General features: G+C 59.8%; 15 protein-coding genes and 1 pseudogene. All 16 read left to right on the top strand.

The genetic code is table 11. The features are described from left to right. Positions 1-281: winged helix-turn-helix domain-containing protein (locus DDE13_RS23265; RefSeq protein WP_222626150.1), on the top strand; the 281-nt coding region annotated here is incomplete at its 5' end. A 253-nt stretch (positions 282-534) separates the two neighbouring features. After that, positions 535-999, top strand: a complete 465-nt coding sequence (locus DDE13_RS19540) for a MarR family EPS-associated transcriptional regulator (protein ID WP_235868785.1) — start codon at positions 535-537, stop codon at positions 997-999. Beyond that, positions 996-2,300, top strand: coding sequence for a UDP-glucose dehydrogenase family protein (locus DDE13_RS19535; RefSeq protein ID WP_111405913.1), 1,305 nt, complete (start codon positions 996-998; stop codon positions 2,298-2,300). The genes DDE13_RS19540 and DDE13_RS19535 overlap by 4 nt, the downstream gene beginning before the upstream one ends. Next, complete coding sequence (locus DDE13_RS19530) at positions 2,297-3,301, top strand: SDR family NAD(P)-dependent oxidoreductase (protein ID WP_111405912.1); 1,005 nt, start codon at positions 2,297-2,299, stop codon at positions 3,299-3,301. Before DDE13_RS19535 ends, DDE13_RS19530 begins: the two co-directional genes overlap by 4 nt. A 139-nt stretch (positions 3,302-3,440) precedes the next feature. Further along, the gene (locus DDE13_RS19525; RefSeq protein WP_111405911.1) at positions 3,441-4,487 is read left to right on the top strand and encodes an SDR family NAD(P)-dependent oxidoreductase; all 1,047 of its coding nucleotides are present in this window, start codon (positions 3,441-3,443) and stop codon (positions 4,485-4,487) included. Further along, entirely contained in the window at positions 4,484-5,608 is a 1,125-nt protein-coding gene (locus DDE13_RS19520; RefSeq protein ID WP_222626149.1) for a polysaccharide biosynthesis C-terminal domain-containing protein, read from the top strand. The genes DDE13_RS19525 and DDE13_RS19520 overlap by 4 nt, the downstream gene beginning before the upstream one ends. A 14-nt stretch (positions 5,609-5,622) precedes the next feature. Further along, positions 5,623-6,747 carry a non-hydrolyzing UDP-N-acetylglucosamine 2-epimerase gene (wecB, locus tag DDE13_RS19515; protein WP_235868784.1) on the top strand — a complete coding sequence of 375 codons (1,125 nt, stop codon included), beginning with the start codon at positions 5,623-5,625 and terminating at the stop codon, positions 6,745-6,747. A gap of 13 nt (positions 6,748-6,760) precedes the next feature. Then, entirely contained in the window at positions 6,761-7,351 is a 591-nt protein-coding gene (locus DDE13_RS19510; protein ID WP_111405909.1) for a sugar transferase, read from the top strand. Further along, positions 7,348-8,235: a sulfotransferase family protein gene (locus DDE13_RS19505; RefSeq protein ID WP_111405908.1), complete on the top strand. Its 888-nt coding sequence runs from the start codon at positions 7,348-7,350 to the stop codon at positions 8,233-8,235. Before DDE13_RS19510 ends, DDE13_RS19505 begins: the two co-directional genes overlap by 4 nt. Continuing rightward, positions 8,235-9,365: a DegT/DnrJ/EryC1/StrS family aminotransferase gene (locus DDE13_RS19500; protein ID WP_111405907.1), complete on the top strand. Its 1,131-nt coding sequence runs from the start codon at positions 8,235-8,237 to the stop codon at positions 9,363-9,365. The genes DDE13_RS19505 and DDE13_RS19500 overlap by 1 nt, the downstream gene beginning before the upstream one ends. Positions 9,366-9,392: 27 nt before the next feature. Next, complete coding sequence (locus DDE13_RS19495) at positions 9,393-10,280, top strand: FkbM family methyltransferase (protein ID WP_162631103.1); 888 nt, start codon at positions 9,393-9,395, stop codon at positions 10,278-10,280. A gap of 66 nt (positions 10,281-10,346) precedes the next feature. Continuing rightward, the gene (locus DDE13_RS19490) at positions 10,347-11,507 is read left to right on the top strand and encodes a glycosyltransferase family 4 protein (protein ID WP_235868786.1); all 1,161 of its coding nucleotides are present in this window, start codon (positions 10,347-10,349) and stop codon (positions 11,505-11,507) included. Beyond that, on the top strand, positions 11,504-12,532 hold the full coding sequence (locus tag DDE13_RS19485; protein ID WP_111405904.1) for a hypothetical protein: 1,029 nt from the start codon (positions 11,504-11,506) through the stop codon (positions 12,530-12,532). Before DDE13_RS19490 ends, DDE13_RS19485 begins: the two co-directional genes overlap by 4 nt. After that, entirely contained in the window at positions 12,513-13,778 is a 1,266-nt protein-coding gene (locus tag DDE13_RS19480) for a hypothetical protein (protein ID WP_162631102.1), read from the top strand. Before DDE13_RS19485 ends, DDE13_RS19480 begins: the two co-directional genes overlap by 20 nt. Before the next feature lie 22 nt (positions 13,779-13,800). Next, positions 13,801-14,976 carry a hypothetical protein gene (locus DDE13_RS19475; protein WP_111405902.1) on the top strand — a complete coding sequence of 392 codons (1,176 nt, stop codon included), beginning with the start codon at positions 13,801-13,803 and terminating at the stop codon, positions 14,974-14,976. Between the two features lie 118 nt (positions 14,977-15,094). Then, a pseudogene (locus DDE13_RS19470) lies at positions 15,095-15,199 on the top strand (transposase); the annotation flags it as partial.

Genomic DNA, 15,199 nt, shown 5'->3' with positions numbered 1-15,199 from the left:
AAGTGCATCGCTCGTCGGTCGGGCGGTTGCTGCACCGGCTCGGGCTATCACACAAAAAAAGACCTGCAGGCGCTTCTGCTCAAGCGCCTGCAGGTCTTTTTTTGTGCGTCAGCCCGAGCCGCAACGCGCCCGATATCGGCGAGCAGTTCGATCTGGTGATCAACACGACCAGCATGGAGGAAGCGCTGGAACAGGAGGCACGGGGTGACAGCGCGGCGCCGGCAGACGAGCACGACGACGCCGGCGCGGAGGGCAACGCACCGGACCTTGCGGCTGAGTAGGTGCCGGCATCGACGGCGCGGACCGGTCGGGCCACTGGCACGCTGACGGCTGGTCGTCGTGTGCGTCATGTTGCGCCTGCAGCAATTTTGCTTGCCCGAAGGTCGGTCGCCGGGTAAGCATTACGCGTTGGCGGTTGGTCTCTGGCGCAGAGATATCTGTCGCAAGGCGACCCAGCCTAGCTGGCAGAGAGCTCACTCCCCTAAATTGAGAATACCGCTTGTTTCAGAACACGGCGGCGTGTACCGCTCATTCTTGAGCGATCATGTCGATGCGCCCTTGCAGACCCAAGCCCGCCATTCCGAGGCGCCGTGCAGGCAGGCCTTGTGCGGTAGCCGTGGTGAACCCGATCCACTCATGACCACCAAGCGCGACAAGCTCCGCGAGGACGTGCAGTTCCGCATCTTGCGTCTGCTTCTGGACAACCCTGAAATGTCGCAACGTGATCTGGCGAAGGCTGTCGGGGTCAGCACGGGCGGGGTGCACTACGTGCTGAACGCGCTGCTTGAAAAGGGCTGGATCAAGCTGGGCAATTTCACTGCCTCCGAAGACCGTCGCCGGTATGCGTATGTGTTGACGCCGCGGGGCATCGCCGAGAAGGCCGCCCTGACCCGTCGCTTCCTCGCCCGCAAGATGGCGGAGTATGAAGCCTTGCGGGCCGAGATCGACGCCGTGCGGGCCGAAGTGGCCGAGGACACGGCGAAGGAGACCAAGCAATGAAGATCGCGATGATCGGGACGGGCTATGTGGGCCTTGTCTCCGGGGTCTGTTTCTCGGATTTCGGGCATGACGTCGTCTGCGTGGACAAGGACCCGCGCAAGATCGACGCGCTGTCGCAGGGCGAGGTGCCGATCTATGAACCCGGCCTCGATGCGGTCATGGCGCGCAACATGCAGGCCGGGCGACTATCGTTCACCGGTGATCTGGCCGCAGCGGTCGACGGGGCGGATGCGGTGTTTATCGCCGTGGGAACACCCACGCGGCGCGGCGACGGGCATGCGGATCTGAGCTATGTGATGGCCGCCGCCGAGGACATCGCCAAGGCCCTGACCGGCTACGCGGTCGTGGTGACGAAATCGACCGTGCCGGTGGGCACCAATCGCAAGGTTCAGGCCGTGATCGCGGCGGCCAATCCGGCGGCGGCGTTCGACGTGGCCTCGAATCCCGAGTTCCTGCGCGAAGGTGCTGCGATCGACGATTTCATGCGCCCCGACCGGGTGGTGGTCGGCGTGGAGACCGAACGCGCCCGCGGCGTGATGGCCGACATCTATCGCCCGCTGTTCCTGCGCGATTTTCCCGTCGTTTATACCGACCTCGAATCCGCCGAGATGATCAAGTACGGCGCGAACGCGTTCCTCGCGACCAAGATCAGCTTCATCAACGAGATGGCGATGCTGTGCGAAAAGACCGGGGCGGACATCAAGGCGGTGGCGAAGGGCATGGGACTCGATGGTCGGATCGGCAACAAGTTCCTGCATGCGGGTCCGGGCTATGGTGGGTCATGTTTTCCCAAGGACACCCAGGCGCTCGCGCGGATCGGGCAGGAACATGCCAGCCCGATGCGGATCACCGAGACCGTTATCGCGGTGAACGAGGACATGAAGCGGCGCATGATCGGCAAGGTCATGGACCTGTGCGGCGGGTCGGTGAACGGAAAGACGATCTTGGTGCTGGGCGTGACCTTCAAGCCGAACACCGACGACATGCGCGAGGCGCCGAGCCTGACCATCGTGCCCGCGCTGGTGGGCGGGGGCGCGCAAGTACGCGTAGTCGATCCGCATGGTCGCCGGGAGGGCGAAGCGCTGCTGCCGGGGGTGACTTGGGCGGACGACCCCTACGCGGCGGCAGCGGGCGCGGATGCGATCGTGCTGTTGACCGAGTGGAACGAGTTCCGCGGGCTTGATCTAAAACGGCTGGCGGATGTGATGGCCACGCCGCGCATGGCCGACCTGCGCAACGTCTACCCGCCCGAGGACGTCCGCGCCGCCGGGTTCGTGGCCCATGTGGGGGTGGGTCGGTGAGAACGGCCTTCATCACCGGCACAGCGGGCTTTATCGGCTTTCATCTGGCCGAACTGCTGCTGCGCGAGGGCTGGCAGGTGGCCGGGTATGACGGGATGACGGACTACTACGACGTCAGTTTGAAGGAGGCGCGAAACGACATCCTGCGCCAGCATCCCGGGTACTCCTTCACCAAGGCGATGCTCGAGGACGCCGCCGCCCTGTCCGCGGCCGTCACGGACGCACGCCCGGATGTGATCGTGCATCTCGCGGCTCAGGCCGGGGTGCGGTATTCGATCGATAACCCTCGCGCCTATGTGGACGCGAACATTGTCGGGACCTTCAACCTGATGCAGGCGGCGCTGGCCGTGCGGCCCACGCATCTGCTAATGGCCTCCACCAGCTCGGTCTATGGTGCCAACACCGACATGCCCTACGCAGAAGGTCAGAAAGCCGACACGCAGATGTCGTTCTATGCAGCGACCAAGAAGGCGAACGAGGCGATGTCCCACGCCTGGGCACATATCCACGGGCTGCCGATCACCATGTTCCGGTTCTTCACGGTCTACGGGCCATGGGGGCGGCCGGATATGGCGCTGTTCAAGTTCACGAAGGCGATTCTGAACGGCGATCCGATCGACGTCTACAACCACGGCGACATGTGGCGGGACTTCACCTATGTGGACGACCTGGTGCGTGGCATTCGCGGGCTGATAGACGCCGTGCCGGGCGGGCCCGAGACGGCGGTGCCAGGCGACAGCCTGTCGCGGGTCGCCCCTTGGCGGGTGGTGAACATTGGCAATTCTCGCAGCGAGCGGTTGGTGGATTTCATCGACGCGATTGAGGTGGCGACAGGGCGCACGGCGGTGCGCAACTACATGGACATGCAGGCGGGCGACGTTCCGAAGACTTGGGCCGACGCGTCGCTGCTGCAAACGCTGACCGGGTATACACCCCAAACAGACATGCGGGACGGGGTGGCGTGGTTTGTCAGATGGTTTGGTACATACTCCGAAAACTGACGCATCGCGTCTGAAACAGGCTCGCAAGCGAAGGTGCGAAAGACGTCGCAACAACCTTATTGATGACCCAAAGCGCACGGGCCTAAATCTCTATGTAGCGGATCATGTTGATCAAACTCTTCTGAGGAGTCGCCTTTTAATGTCCAGCCCTGAAGCAAAAACACCGAAACGCGTCCTTATCACTGGCGGGACCGGTTCATTCGGCAAGACGATGCTGCGTGATCTGCTCGAACACGGAATCGAAGAAGTGCGCGTTCTCAGTCGGGATGAAGAAAAGCAGGACACACTTAGGAGCGAACTTCGCGATGAGCGGGTGCGATTTTATATTGGAGACATTCGTGACCGCGCGGCAGTGGATCGTGCAATACAGGGTGTGGACTCAGTGTTTCACGCGGCAGCCCTGAAGCAGGTTCCAAGCTGCGAGTTTTTCCCGAATGAAGCCGTACTGACGAATGTCGTCGGGTCGGAGAACGTGATCCAATCTGCGATCAAATCCGAAGTCCGCAGCATCGTGTGTCTCTCCACCGACAAGGCGGTATTCCCCGTGAACGCCATGGGTATGACCAAGGCACTGATGGAAAAGACAGCGCAGGCAGCAGCCCGAACGATTGGCAGGAATGGCGATACGATCATTTCGGTGGTGCGGTATGGAAATGTCATGTACTCGCGCGGTTCCGCGATCCCGCTCTTCGTGCGTCAGATCAAGTCGGGCAAGTCGATCACGGTGACTGAGCCAACGATGACCCGCTTCCTGATGCCTTTGCGCTATAGCGTGGCGCTCGTGCACCACGCTTTTCGGCACGCCAATCAGGGTGATCTGTTCATCAAGAAAGCACCGGCGTCGACCATTGCGGACCTTGTGACCGCGCTGAAGGAGCTGTTCGAGGTACCCGATCATCCAGTCGAGGTGATAGGCTGGCGACACGCTGAAAAGCTGTACGAGACCCTGGCCAGCGCACAAGAACTCGGTAGTTCCGAGGATATGGGCGATTACTACCGCATCATGCTCGACATGCGCGATCTAAACTACAAGCCGTACTTTTCCGAAGGTGAGGCGGAGACCAAGCGGCATGAAGATTACCATTCGCACAACACCGAGCAACTCGATGTCGCCGGCGTGAAAGAACTGCTGCTGACTCTGCCCGAGGTCCAGGCGGAATTGGCCGGCTTGGCGGACGCGCGATGATCCGGATTGTCATCACCGGGGCCGGCGGGCTGATCGGATGGCATGCTCATGCTCGTGTACACGCTGCAAACTGCGCCGCCGACTTCAGGGGCCAGCCAAAACCGTTCGACATCGTCGCCCTTGACCATGCTGCGTTTGAGAACGACGTAAAGCTGTCTGCGGCCCTCGACTGTGCGGAGGCGGTGCTGCACTTTGCCGGTGTGAACCGCGCGCCGGAGCACGAGGTCGAAGCGGCGAACCCCGACATTGCCACGCGACTGGTGGATGCCTGCCGTGTGGCTGGCGCAACGCCTCATATCGTCTATGCGAACTCGACCCACGCCGCCAGCGATACGCCTTACGGACGGTCCAAACGGCGTGCATGCGAAATACTGTCTACGGCGGGTGGGCGCTTTACGGACTTGATCTTGCCGCACATCTTCGGTGAAGGCGCTCGCCCATTCTACAACAACGTTACGGCGACGCTCGTTGCGCAAATCCTCGCTGGCGAAACTCCGCACGTGAATCCCGAAGGCTGGGTACGGCTTCTGCACGCGGGGGCTGCCGCTCAGGCAGCCATCGATGCCGTGACTGCTGGCACAGTAGGCCGGATCGAACCTGCGCCGCGCCCGATGTCGGTGCCGGACCTATACGAAACCCTGCGACGCTTCCATGATTGCTACTTGCGGAACATCTTCCCGGATTTGTCAGAGCCGTTCGATCGCGATCTGTTCAATACATACCGTGCAGCCACCTACCCGAACGGATGGCCCCGCCGGCTGCAACTTAACTCTGATCCGAGGGGTAGCCTGTTCGAAGCGGTGAAAGGCGGTGGCGGCGGGCAGACGTTCCTGTCGACGACCCGTCCCGGCGTCACCCGTGGTGACCATTTCCACCTCGGCAAAGTCGAACGTTTCCTTGTCGTGCAGGGCGATGCGGTGATCCGCATCCGCAAGGTGCTTTCCGGCGAGATTTGGGAGTATCGGGTGTCGGGCGATGCACCGGCGCCGGTCGACATGCCCACACTGCACACGCATTCGATCGAAAACATCGGCGACAAAGATCTTCTGACCTTGTTCTGGACGCACGATTTGTTCGATCAGGCCAACCCCGACACGTTCGCCGACAAGGTACAGCAATGAAAAGACTTAAGGTGATGACGATCCTCGGTACCAGGCCCGAGATTATCCGTCTGTCGAGGGTGATGGAGCGGCTAGACCGCTATACGGATCACGTCATCGTCCATACCGGGCAGAACTGGGACTATGAACTGACCGAGGTGTTCTTCGAAGATCTTGGCGTGCGCAAGCCCGACCATTTCCTCGGAACCGGCGGTGGCACACTTGGGGAGACGCTGGGCAAGATTCTCTCCGAAAGCGAAAAGGCGCTGGCACACGAATGCCCCGATGCAGTGGTGGTTCTGGGCGACACCAATTCGGCGATTTCGGCCATAATGGCTCGGCGAATGAAGATCCCAGTCTACCACATGGAGGCTGGCAACAGATCGTTCGACCGAAACGTGCCCGAGGAAACCAATCGGAAGCTCGTGGATCACATCGCGGACTTCAACCTAGTCTACACCGAACACGCGCGGCGGCATCTGCTGTCGGAAGGCATCCAACATCGCCGCATTTACCTGACCGGTTCGCCGATGCGGGAAGTTCTGAATCATTACCGCGAGCGGATTGAGGCCTCAGACGTGCTATCGCGACTTGGATTGAACGACCGAGGCTACTTCATAGTCTCGCTGCACCGCGAGGAGAACGTCGACAGTACCGCCCGCCTGTCGGCGCTAGTGGATGCACTGAAGCGGATTGCCGCGCAATACGACATGCCGATCGTGGTTTCGACGCATCCGCGCACGCGCAAACGACTGGATGCGCTGAGCGACGTGGCGTTGGATGAGCGGGTGCAGTGGATGAAGCCGTTTGGCTTCCACGATTACAACAAGCTGCAAATGCGCGCCTTCTGCGCGATTTCCGACAGTGGCACGATCGCCGAGGAAAGCTCGATGCTCGGCTTCCCGGCCATCACCCCACGTGATGCGATCGAGCGCCCCGAAGGTCTAGATGTCGGCTGCTTGATCATGACGGGGCTGAACCCAGACACGATCCTAGACGGTATCGCAGCCATTACGCGGGGCTTTATGGATCGTGAAGCACTTGGCCTGCCGCACCCAGTACCCGCGGATTACTGCATCGCCAACACCTCTGAGCGTGTCGTGAACCTTGTGCTCGGAACTGCGCGGCTCTCGAACACATGGGACGGGATCAGAACCTAGGCAATGTGTTGACATGACCCGTTCTGACTTTGCGCTGAAACGCCTTTTTGACATCGTCTTTGCAGCACTGGGCTTGGCGCTCTTGTGGGCGGTGATTGTAGTGACTTGGTACATGGCGGGGCGGGATACTGGTGCAAGCGGCTTCTTCCGCCAAGAGAGGGTGGGCCGCGGCGGCAAACTATTCAAGGTGGTCAAGCTGCGCACCATGAGACCCGTCGAGGGCACGACCGTGACTCGGGCGGGCGACGTGCGGATCACCCGGTTGGGTGCCAAGCTTCGTCGCTACAAACTGGATGAACTGCCCCAGCTATGGAATGTTTTGATTGGCAACATGTCTTTCGTCGGACCCCGGCCAGATGTGCCGGGTTTCATGGATAAGCTGACCGGCCCAGATCGTAAAATTTTGCTGCTACGTCCTGGTATAACTGGTCCTGCGACGCTGAAGTACCGTAACGAGGAAGAGCTGTTGGCCAGCGTGGATGACCCAGAGCGTTACAACGCCGACGTGATCTGGCCCGACAAGGTGCGGATCAACCTCAAGTATCTGAACGATTGGAGCTTCAGCAGGGATATCGGCTACATTGTGAAAACGGTGTTTCGATGAACATTGAACAACACGATACATTGCCCTTCACTCCACTCGTTATCATTGGAGCCGGACGCTCAGGCACCAACGCGCTGCGCGATGCGCTGACCCGCCTGCCGGGCTTCGCAACCTGGCCTTGCGATGAGATCAATCCGATCTGGCGGCATGGCAACATTTCCTGGCCGAATGACGAGATTCCAAGCGACAGGGCCACTCCGCGCATCCGCGCCTTCATCCGAAAGGCGTTCCGGCGCATTTGGATTGCCTCGGACAGACCGCCATTCGTGGTTGAAAAGACCTGCGCGAACTCCCTGCGCGTCCCCTTCGTTGATGCGATCCTACCAGAAGCGAAGTATGTCCACATCATACGCGACGGTCGCGACGTCGTCTTGTCAGCCAGCAAGCGTTGGAAAGGTGACCTCGAATTGCCCGGATTGCCATATTTCATTGCCAAAGCGCGCTATGTCCCAATGCCCGACGTTCCTATCTACGGATGGCGCTTCCTACGTTCTCGCTTGGGAATCCTGACGGGCAGGCAGGACCATCTTTCGGTCTGGGGACCACGGTACAAGGGGATGGAAGCTGAGACCGGTACCCCACTTGAACTGATCTGCGCCCGCCAATGGTCCGCTTGTGTTGACCGTGCCGACAGCGGACTTGCTACGATCGAGCCCAGCCGTGTGCACACTCTTCGCTACGAGGATATGGCGGCGGACCCTTTCGCAAGGCTGTCAGAGGTCCTCGATTTCCTTGGTGCCGAGATTCCGCAGAGCGCGGTCACTAATGCGGCGCAGGGATTTCACGGCGGATCCGTCGGCAAGGGCAAACGCCAGGCGACACTCTCAGACATGTCGCTGGCAGCTATGGCGCACGCTCTATCAAACCATCGGTACGAAATGTGATGCGCATCTATCTGTCCCGCCCACACATGTCCGGAGCAGAGCGCCGCTACGTCGACGCGGCGTTCGAATCGAATTTCATCGCGCCCCTAGGCCCGCAACTTGATGCCTTCGAGGCGTCTGTCTCCGATTACCTCGGTGGAGAGCATCACTGTGTCGGACTCGCATCAGGCTCAGCAGCACTGCACTTGGCGCTGCGTATCGCTGGGGTCGAGCGGGGTGACCGGGTCTGGATCAGTTCCATGACCTTCGCGGGTGGAATTTTCCCTGTGCTCTACATGAACGCGCATCCGATTTTCTTTGACCTTAGCCCGGACAGCTGGACTCTGGACTGCAACCTGATTGAGGAACGGATGGAGGCTGCCTCGAAGGACGGTGCGCTTCCTAAGGCAGTCCTGCCGACGGACCTATACGGTCAGAGTGTCGATATCGACCGGCTCGAAGCGATCTGCGCCCGGCATGGCGTTGCCCTGATCCTCGACAGCGCCGAGAGTCTAGGTGCGCAGTCGCTTGGTGGTCGTCCGGCTGGCACTGGTGGCGACGCAGCGATCCTGTCATTCAACGGCAACAAGATCATCACCACCTCGGGCGGCGGGATGCTGGTAACGCGGTCGCGGCGGATCGCAGATGAAGCGCGGTTCTTGTCGACACAGGCGCGCGATCCGGCCCCGCACTACGAACATTCCACTTTCGGCTATAATTATCGGTTGTCGAACGTCTGCGCTGCCATCGGCCTTGGGCAAATGGAGGTCTTGGACCAACGGGTTGACCGCCGACGTGCCATCGCCCGGACATACATGGAGGCGCTCGGCAGGCCTGGCATTAGCTTCATGCCCGAACCTGAAGGCTACCGCAGCACCCGCTGGCTGACCTCGCTCACCATCGACCCGGAGGTACTTGGCGTCACGCGCGAAGATGTACGTCTGAAGCTTCTCGAGTACCAGATCGAGAGTCGGCCGCTATGGAAGCCGATGCACATGCAACCGTTGTTTGCCGATGGAGAGTACATCGGTTCGGGGTTCGACGAGTCGCTTTTTGAAAAGGGCCTAAGCCTGCCTTCCGGCAGTGACATGACAGACAACCAGCAAGCCGAAGTGATCGGGCACGTTCTGGATCTTCTCGGGCCAGCATGACTGCGAACGCAAACAAGGACACTGAAATTGAGCGGGTCAAAGCACAGTAGTGAACTCGAAGACCGGATACAGTCTGCATTGCGACGCTTTGGTGGCAGCAGACGAAAACGGCTTCTTCGACATCCTTTTCGGTCGATGGCCCCACTGGTGATGCGGCACTTTGGATCAACCCGCGACATCACGTGCCCTACCTTTTACGGCGCGAAGTTTCGCGGCCTTCTGCCTGAAGCGGTAACAACACAGGTCTGGCGCACAACAGCATATTCGCCGGACGTTTGCCGCGCATTGGCTTATGCATTGAAACCCGGGCAAACCTTCATGGACATCGGCGCGCATTTCGGCTTCTTTTCACAATTTGCGTCCTTCCTTATCGGCCCCAAGGGAACCACTGTCTCGGTCGAGGCGATGCCTCGCACATTCGCCTACCTCTCAGGGAATATGTCGCAGGCTGTGGCAGAGGGGCGCGCTCAACTCTTCAACGTCGCAGCAACGGATCACGAGACCACAATGGTCTTCAAAGATTTTGGTATTGTCGCGTCCAGCCTCAATACCGCTTTCGAGAACCGCGGCGCCTCCTCTCTTGTCAGGGAACCGACTGAGGTAACCGTCCGCGCTCGCACCGGTGACACTATCCTCGCCGAGGCTCGCGCCCGCCCCGACTTGATCAAGATAGACGCCGAGTCTTCTGAGCTTCTTGTTCTGAAAGGGTTGGCACGAACCATCGATACACTGCGCCCGGCGCTGATTCTCGAACTGGGTGACAATCCCTCCACGCCCGAGCCGACGACGCCAGTGATCTGGTCGCAACTCACGGAAAGAGGATATCGCCCGGTACATTTCGAAAGCATGGAACCCCGCGAGATCGGGTTGGATCGGGCGCTTCGCTACGCCAACGTCCTCTTTCTGCCCGCATAGGTCGCGCATGGAACCAATGTCTGGCTTCTGGCGATCGATGTTCACGGGAATGTCACAGTGAAGATCATGCTGACGCATCGGTTCTTCTGGCCCGATGCCGCTCCTTACGCGACTTTTCTCCGGGTCATGGCGGACAGCTTAGCGCGAGCGGGTCACGACGTTAAGGTCTTTGCCAGCATACCCTCTTATAACAATTCGGTTGACTCGGTGCCGCGTCTTGAAACCCTCGGCAGCGTGCAGGTCACGCGTAGCTTGGTTTTTCGGCAGGAGAAGCGGTCGACGCTGTTACGACTCGCAAATGTGGCAATCTACTGTTCGCAGCTCTTCGTCCATATCCTGCGCAGCCGCCCCGATGTGGTGACCGCGTCAACCTACCCTCCGACTGTGGCCGCTCTAACGACTGGGCTGGCGGCTCGCCTAGTCGGTGCCCGGTTTCTTTACCATGTTCAGGACATCCATCCTGAAGTCTCGAAACTTTCGGGCAGCAAGCTTGGTGGGTTTCCGCTTTTTGACATCCTCCGATGGTTAGACACTTGCGCCCTTCGGCTGGCTTGGCGGATCGTCACTCTCTCCGACGACATGGCGGCGACCCTCCGAGCCCGGTCCGGGCGGCTGGCCGGGCGGATTCGGATCATCAACAATCTTTCGCTCGACGATGGAAAGACGACTAAACCGGCCGCACCCCAGACAGACCGGTTCCGGGTAATCTTCGCCGGCAACCTCGGCCGCTACCAAAACCTGCCGCTTGTCGCGGCGGGGGTGGCGCGACTGTTCGACAGACATCCCGGCCTCGAACTCATGTTCCTCGGCAGCGGCGTGATGGAGCGGGAGCTGCGTGCAATCTGGGGTGATCACCCTCGGATCACCTTTCACCCCTTCGTTCCGTTCGAGGAGGCTCGGGCAATCATTCAGGCCTCGCAGCTCGGTATCGTTTCGATCGTTCCAGGTCTCGCTGCTGTCGCGTACCCTTCCAAGATCATGACCTACCAAAGCCTTGCTCTGCCCATACTTGGCCTAGTCGATCCCGACAGCCACATTGCCCGAGACCTAGAGGCTAGCGGCGCTGGCGTCGTGGTCCGTGACCGAAGCGAAAGCGGTGTGGCAGAGGCACTGGAACGCGCGATCACCTCGACCACCCTGCACGCTGCAGCCCGAAACCTAGCTTCGCGCTACGAAGCCGATACCATACTGGCAGAATGGGAACACCTGATGGCCGAGGCGCGATGACAAAGGTCCTCATTGTCAATTGCTCTGGCGCGATTGGGTCTAGTGGCCAACTGTTCGACGCGCTTTATTTGGCTTTCGCCAAAGCGGGGCACGAAGCGGAGATCATGCATCTTGAGCCGGCCTCCAGCTTCGCTGGAAAGTTCGCTCGCCTGCTGCCTCTGTCTCGGGAGCGCCGCGCGAAATTGCGCAGGGCCGATGTCGTGGTCCTGCACACGTCGGTGATCTTCACGGCTTGGGAAATCGTTGTGTCCCGGCTGAGAGGAAAGCGTGTCGCTGTCATTTACTGGGACAGCTATCCCGAAAGCTTCAACGTGCTCAATCGGAGCAAGTCGCGGCTCGGCAGCTTTCTGTTTGGTGCGATTGAGCGCTGGCTGCTGCGTCGCTGCAATGTGCTGCTGCCCCCGTCCGAGGACTACGTGCCCCACCTCCACAAAGTGTTTCCGGGCATCGAGACACGGGTGCTGCGGATGTGGATGTTCACGCCCGTGACCGACCGGGGTAGGCCGGACAGGGGCACCCCGCCATTGGAAATCGGCTTTGCAGGCGCTGTCGACCCAATTCGTGGGCTGGATCATGCTGTGCGGCGGATATCGGAGGCAACGGTTGGGCCTGTTTCCTTCCACACATATGGGCGAACGGCGCCCTATCTGGGCCTGCCCGCGGCTGGCGCGAGGGTCACGCATGTCCATCACGGATTCGTCTCTCCGGATGCGATCATGGAGCGTCTGGCAGCGCACGACTTCGGGCTAGTGTCATTGCATCCTGGCTTCCCCCTACCGGCCTTTCCATCCAAGACCCTGGTCTATGTTGGCGCTGGCCTGCCGATCTTGTATGTTGGTCCCGAGCTGCCCGACTATCAGGCCTTGCTGGCTGAACTGGGCATCGGCACCACGCTTGCTCCGGGCGTATCAGCGGAGCTTGTCTGTGAAGCCGAACGCCTGCGAGGTGCTATTACACAAGCTCAGACGCGCACGCTTGAGAAACTCGAATTGAACGAGGCGCAGCTTGATAAAATTTTACAATAGTTGGGTCCTGTTCTCGCTCACGCTGTTCTATTTTGGGCCAATTCCATGGACCAACAACCATGACTGGCGCGTCGGATTCGTTGTGGTTTCTGCTCTCGCGGCTTTCAACATCGGGGCATTTGTTGGCTGGCGTCTGCCGGCGCTCGCCGACAAAGGCTTTCCCTATCTCGATCCGCCCAAAAACCGCTGGCTCCTCGTCGCCGTTTTTGTGCTGCTCAGCGCGTTCCATACATACAGTGTAACTGGGCGACTCATCTTTGATCCGTCAGCCTTTACCACCGACTTCAACCTAGTCTATCGTAGGTTCCTAGAAAATCTGGACGAGCGCACGACCAGCGCGATCGGGCAGCTTCTTTTGTTGCTCAAAGCCGCGATTATGCCAGCGGTCATCCTCACGATTGTCATCTCTTTCCGGCGGAATAATCTGATTATCGCGTCGCTTTTCTTCCCCTTTATTGCTTCCTCCATGCTGCGCAGCACGGATAAGGAAACAGTTGACATCTTCATTTTCCTCTTCGTCCTCTACTTCTACCACGGTCTTCTTCAGAAGCGGTTCCTGAGGATAGCGGCTCTGGCCGTCGGAGTGCTTTTACTGTTCTACGCCCGGAAGCTCGCGCGCTTCGAGGAGGTAAACCTGACTTGCCTGCCCGGCTCGCCCGACGCCTGCTTCGATTTCGACAACTGGCTTTCGCAGTTTGTCTCGCCGGGGCTGGAGTTCATGCGTATCATGTTCACCAACTACCTGACCCAAGGCTACGAGGGGATGGCGCGCGCGATTCAAATTCCCTGGGAATTCAACTGGGGTATCGGCCACATGAACCCTCTTAGGCTGCAACTGTGCAAGGTACTGGACATCGGGTGCGATCTGGTCAGCTTTAACGACACGCTGCCCGACTACGGCTGGGACACCCGCTTCAAATGGAGTTCGGCGTATACCAGTATCGCCAACGACCTGCACTGGATATTCGTGCCCGCCTACACCTTTGCGCTCGGCTTAATGTTCGGCGTGTCCGAAAAGTCGTGGCGGTTGAACAAGGACCGGCTGTCCTTGACCTGCTTGCTTCTGATTACCCTGTTTTTCGTCTATTCTTCTGCCAACATGCAACTGACCGTGTCGCTAGAGTGGACGGCGACCTACCTGGCGATCTTCACTTGGCAGTGGATCAGGATCTGTATTAAGCGACCAGCAGAGAACGGCGCGGCGCCCAACCGAGGCGCGGCGGCGCCAGTTCCGGCCGGCGAGTGACAAACCACACGGTTTGACGCTGATGTCACTCATTATACGCACCTCAGCCATCGGCCTGTCCATGATCCTCCGGTCGGGGTTGTTGCTGCTGATCTCGGGAATCGTCTACAATTCGCATTCAGCGGCGGATGCAGCGGCTTTCTTCCAGATCCTCTACCTTCAGGCTACTGCCATCGCCTTCCTTTCGGCCAGTGGCTTCTTCCGGGTCCAGTCCATAGACACTGACGAGGGCTTGACGGAATACCTCGCCGCCACGGCGCTGCTGATCCCGCCCTCGGCTCTGTTGCCGGTCTTGGTTGCTTTTCTGGTGCCCGAGTATACCGCGCGGCTGCCCGAACTAGCCATTGCCTGGATTGGAGCCATCGCTACCGCCTTAGCTGCGCCTGTTTCAGGGATTGTACTCAAGCGGCGCGGACCTCTAGCAGCTTTCCTTCCTGCCTGCATCGCCGCTCTGCTCGCCATGGTTGTCCTCATCGCCGCGGGTAGTGGTGAGCTGCACACGCTGGCGCCCTACCTGGCGCTCTGCGGCTTTCAAGTCATTACTGTGCTGCTGCTGCTGTTGCAGATAAGGACGATCCTCGCGACCACGCTAAGGCGGCTGGCCCATTTGGGGTCGGGCATGCCCTTTCCGCATTTGCAGGAGACCTCCGCCGTAGGAGCGCTCAACGTGCTGAGCATGCTACTCGTCTTCGGTATCCGCCAGCTCTGGGTGCAGAAAGCCGGGGCAGATATCGGCGCTGCAGTCCTGCTGACCTTGCGGATTTCGGACTCGGTTCTGCAGCTGACCCACATGGTCATGGCCGGGCACCAGATGGCCACGCGGCTGATCCGAAGCCACTGGTCGCTTTTGGCACAGGTCGGTTCGGTCTGTGTCTCCATTCTGCTGATACTGCTTCTGGGACAGCTCACGATCACGCCCACCATTCCAGTGATAGTCTTTGCAGTTCTGGCACAGATCGCGCTCGACGTTTCTCGGATCCCCTGGTCTTTTGGCTTCCTCTACCAAATGAAACAGTTCCACTTGCTACGCTATGCTGTCTTCACCTTGTGCCAACCTGCCATTGGTTTCACCGTGGCGATCTGGCCAATCCTGCAGGGTCGGCCCGAGGGGCTGCTGATCTTTCTTGCGATCAGCGTCGCATCCGGAGCGATCATCTCTACACTCCAAGGCCGCCGGTCGAGAGAGAATTCTGCTTAGTTTCAAGTTCTAAAGGAAGAGGAGGCAGGCATACGGTGATCGTTACCTTGCTTGGGGCAGGTCAGCCACCTGCCGCTGCTCGGCGGCACGGCCTACACGCTCGGGCGTGTGGCGGAGGTTGAGCGGCATCTCCAAGAGCACGGTATCCAAGCTCTGCAAGGATATCGACGAGCGGGTCGGCGAGTTCCTGAACCGCCCGCTGGCCGGGGAATGGCCATATCTC

This window comes from Meridianimarinicoccus zhengii (genome assembly GCF_003254465.1).
Lineage (GTDB): Bacteria > Pseudomonadota > Alphaproteobacteria > Rhodobacterales > Rhodobacteraceae > Meridianimarinicoccus > Meridianimarinicoccus zhengii.
The sequence above is the reverse complement of the archived record's forward strand: the minus strand, read 5'-3'. Positions and strand labels throughout refer to the sequence as shown.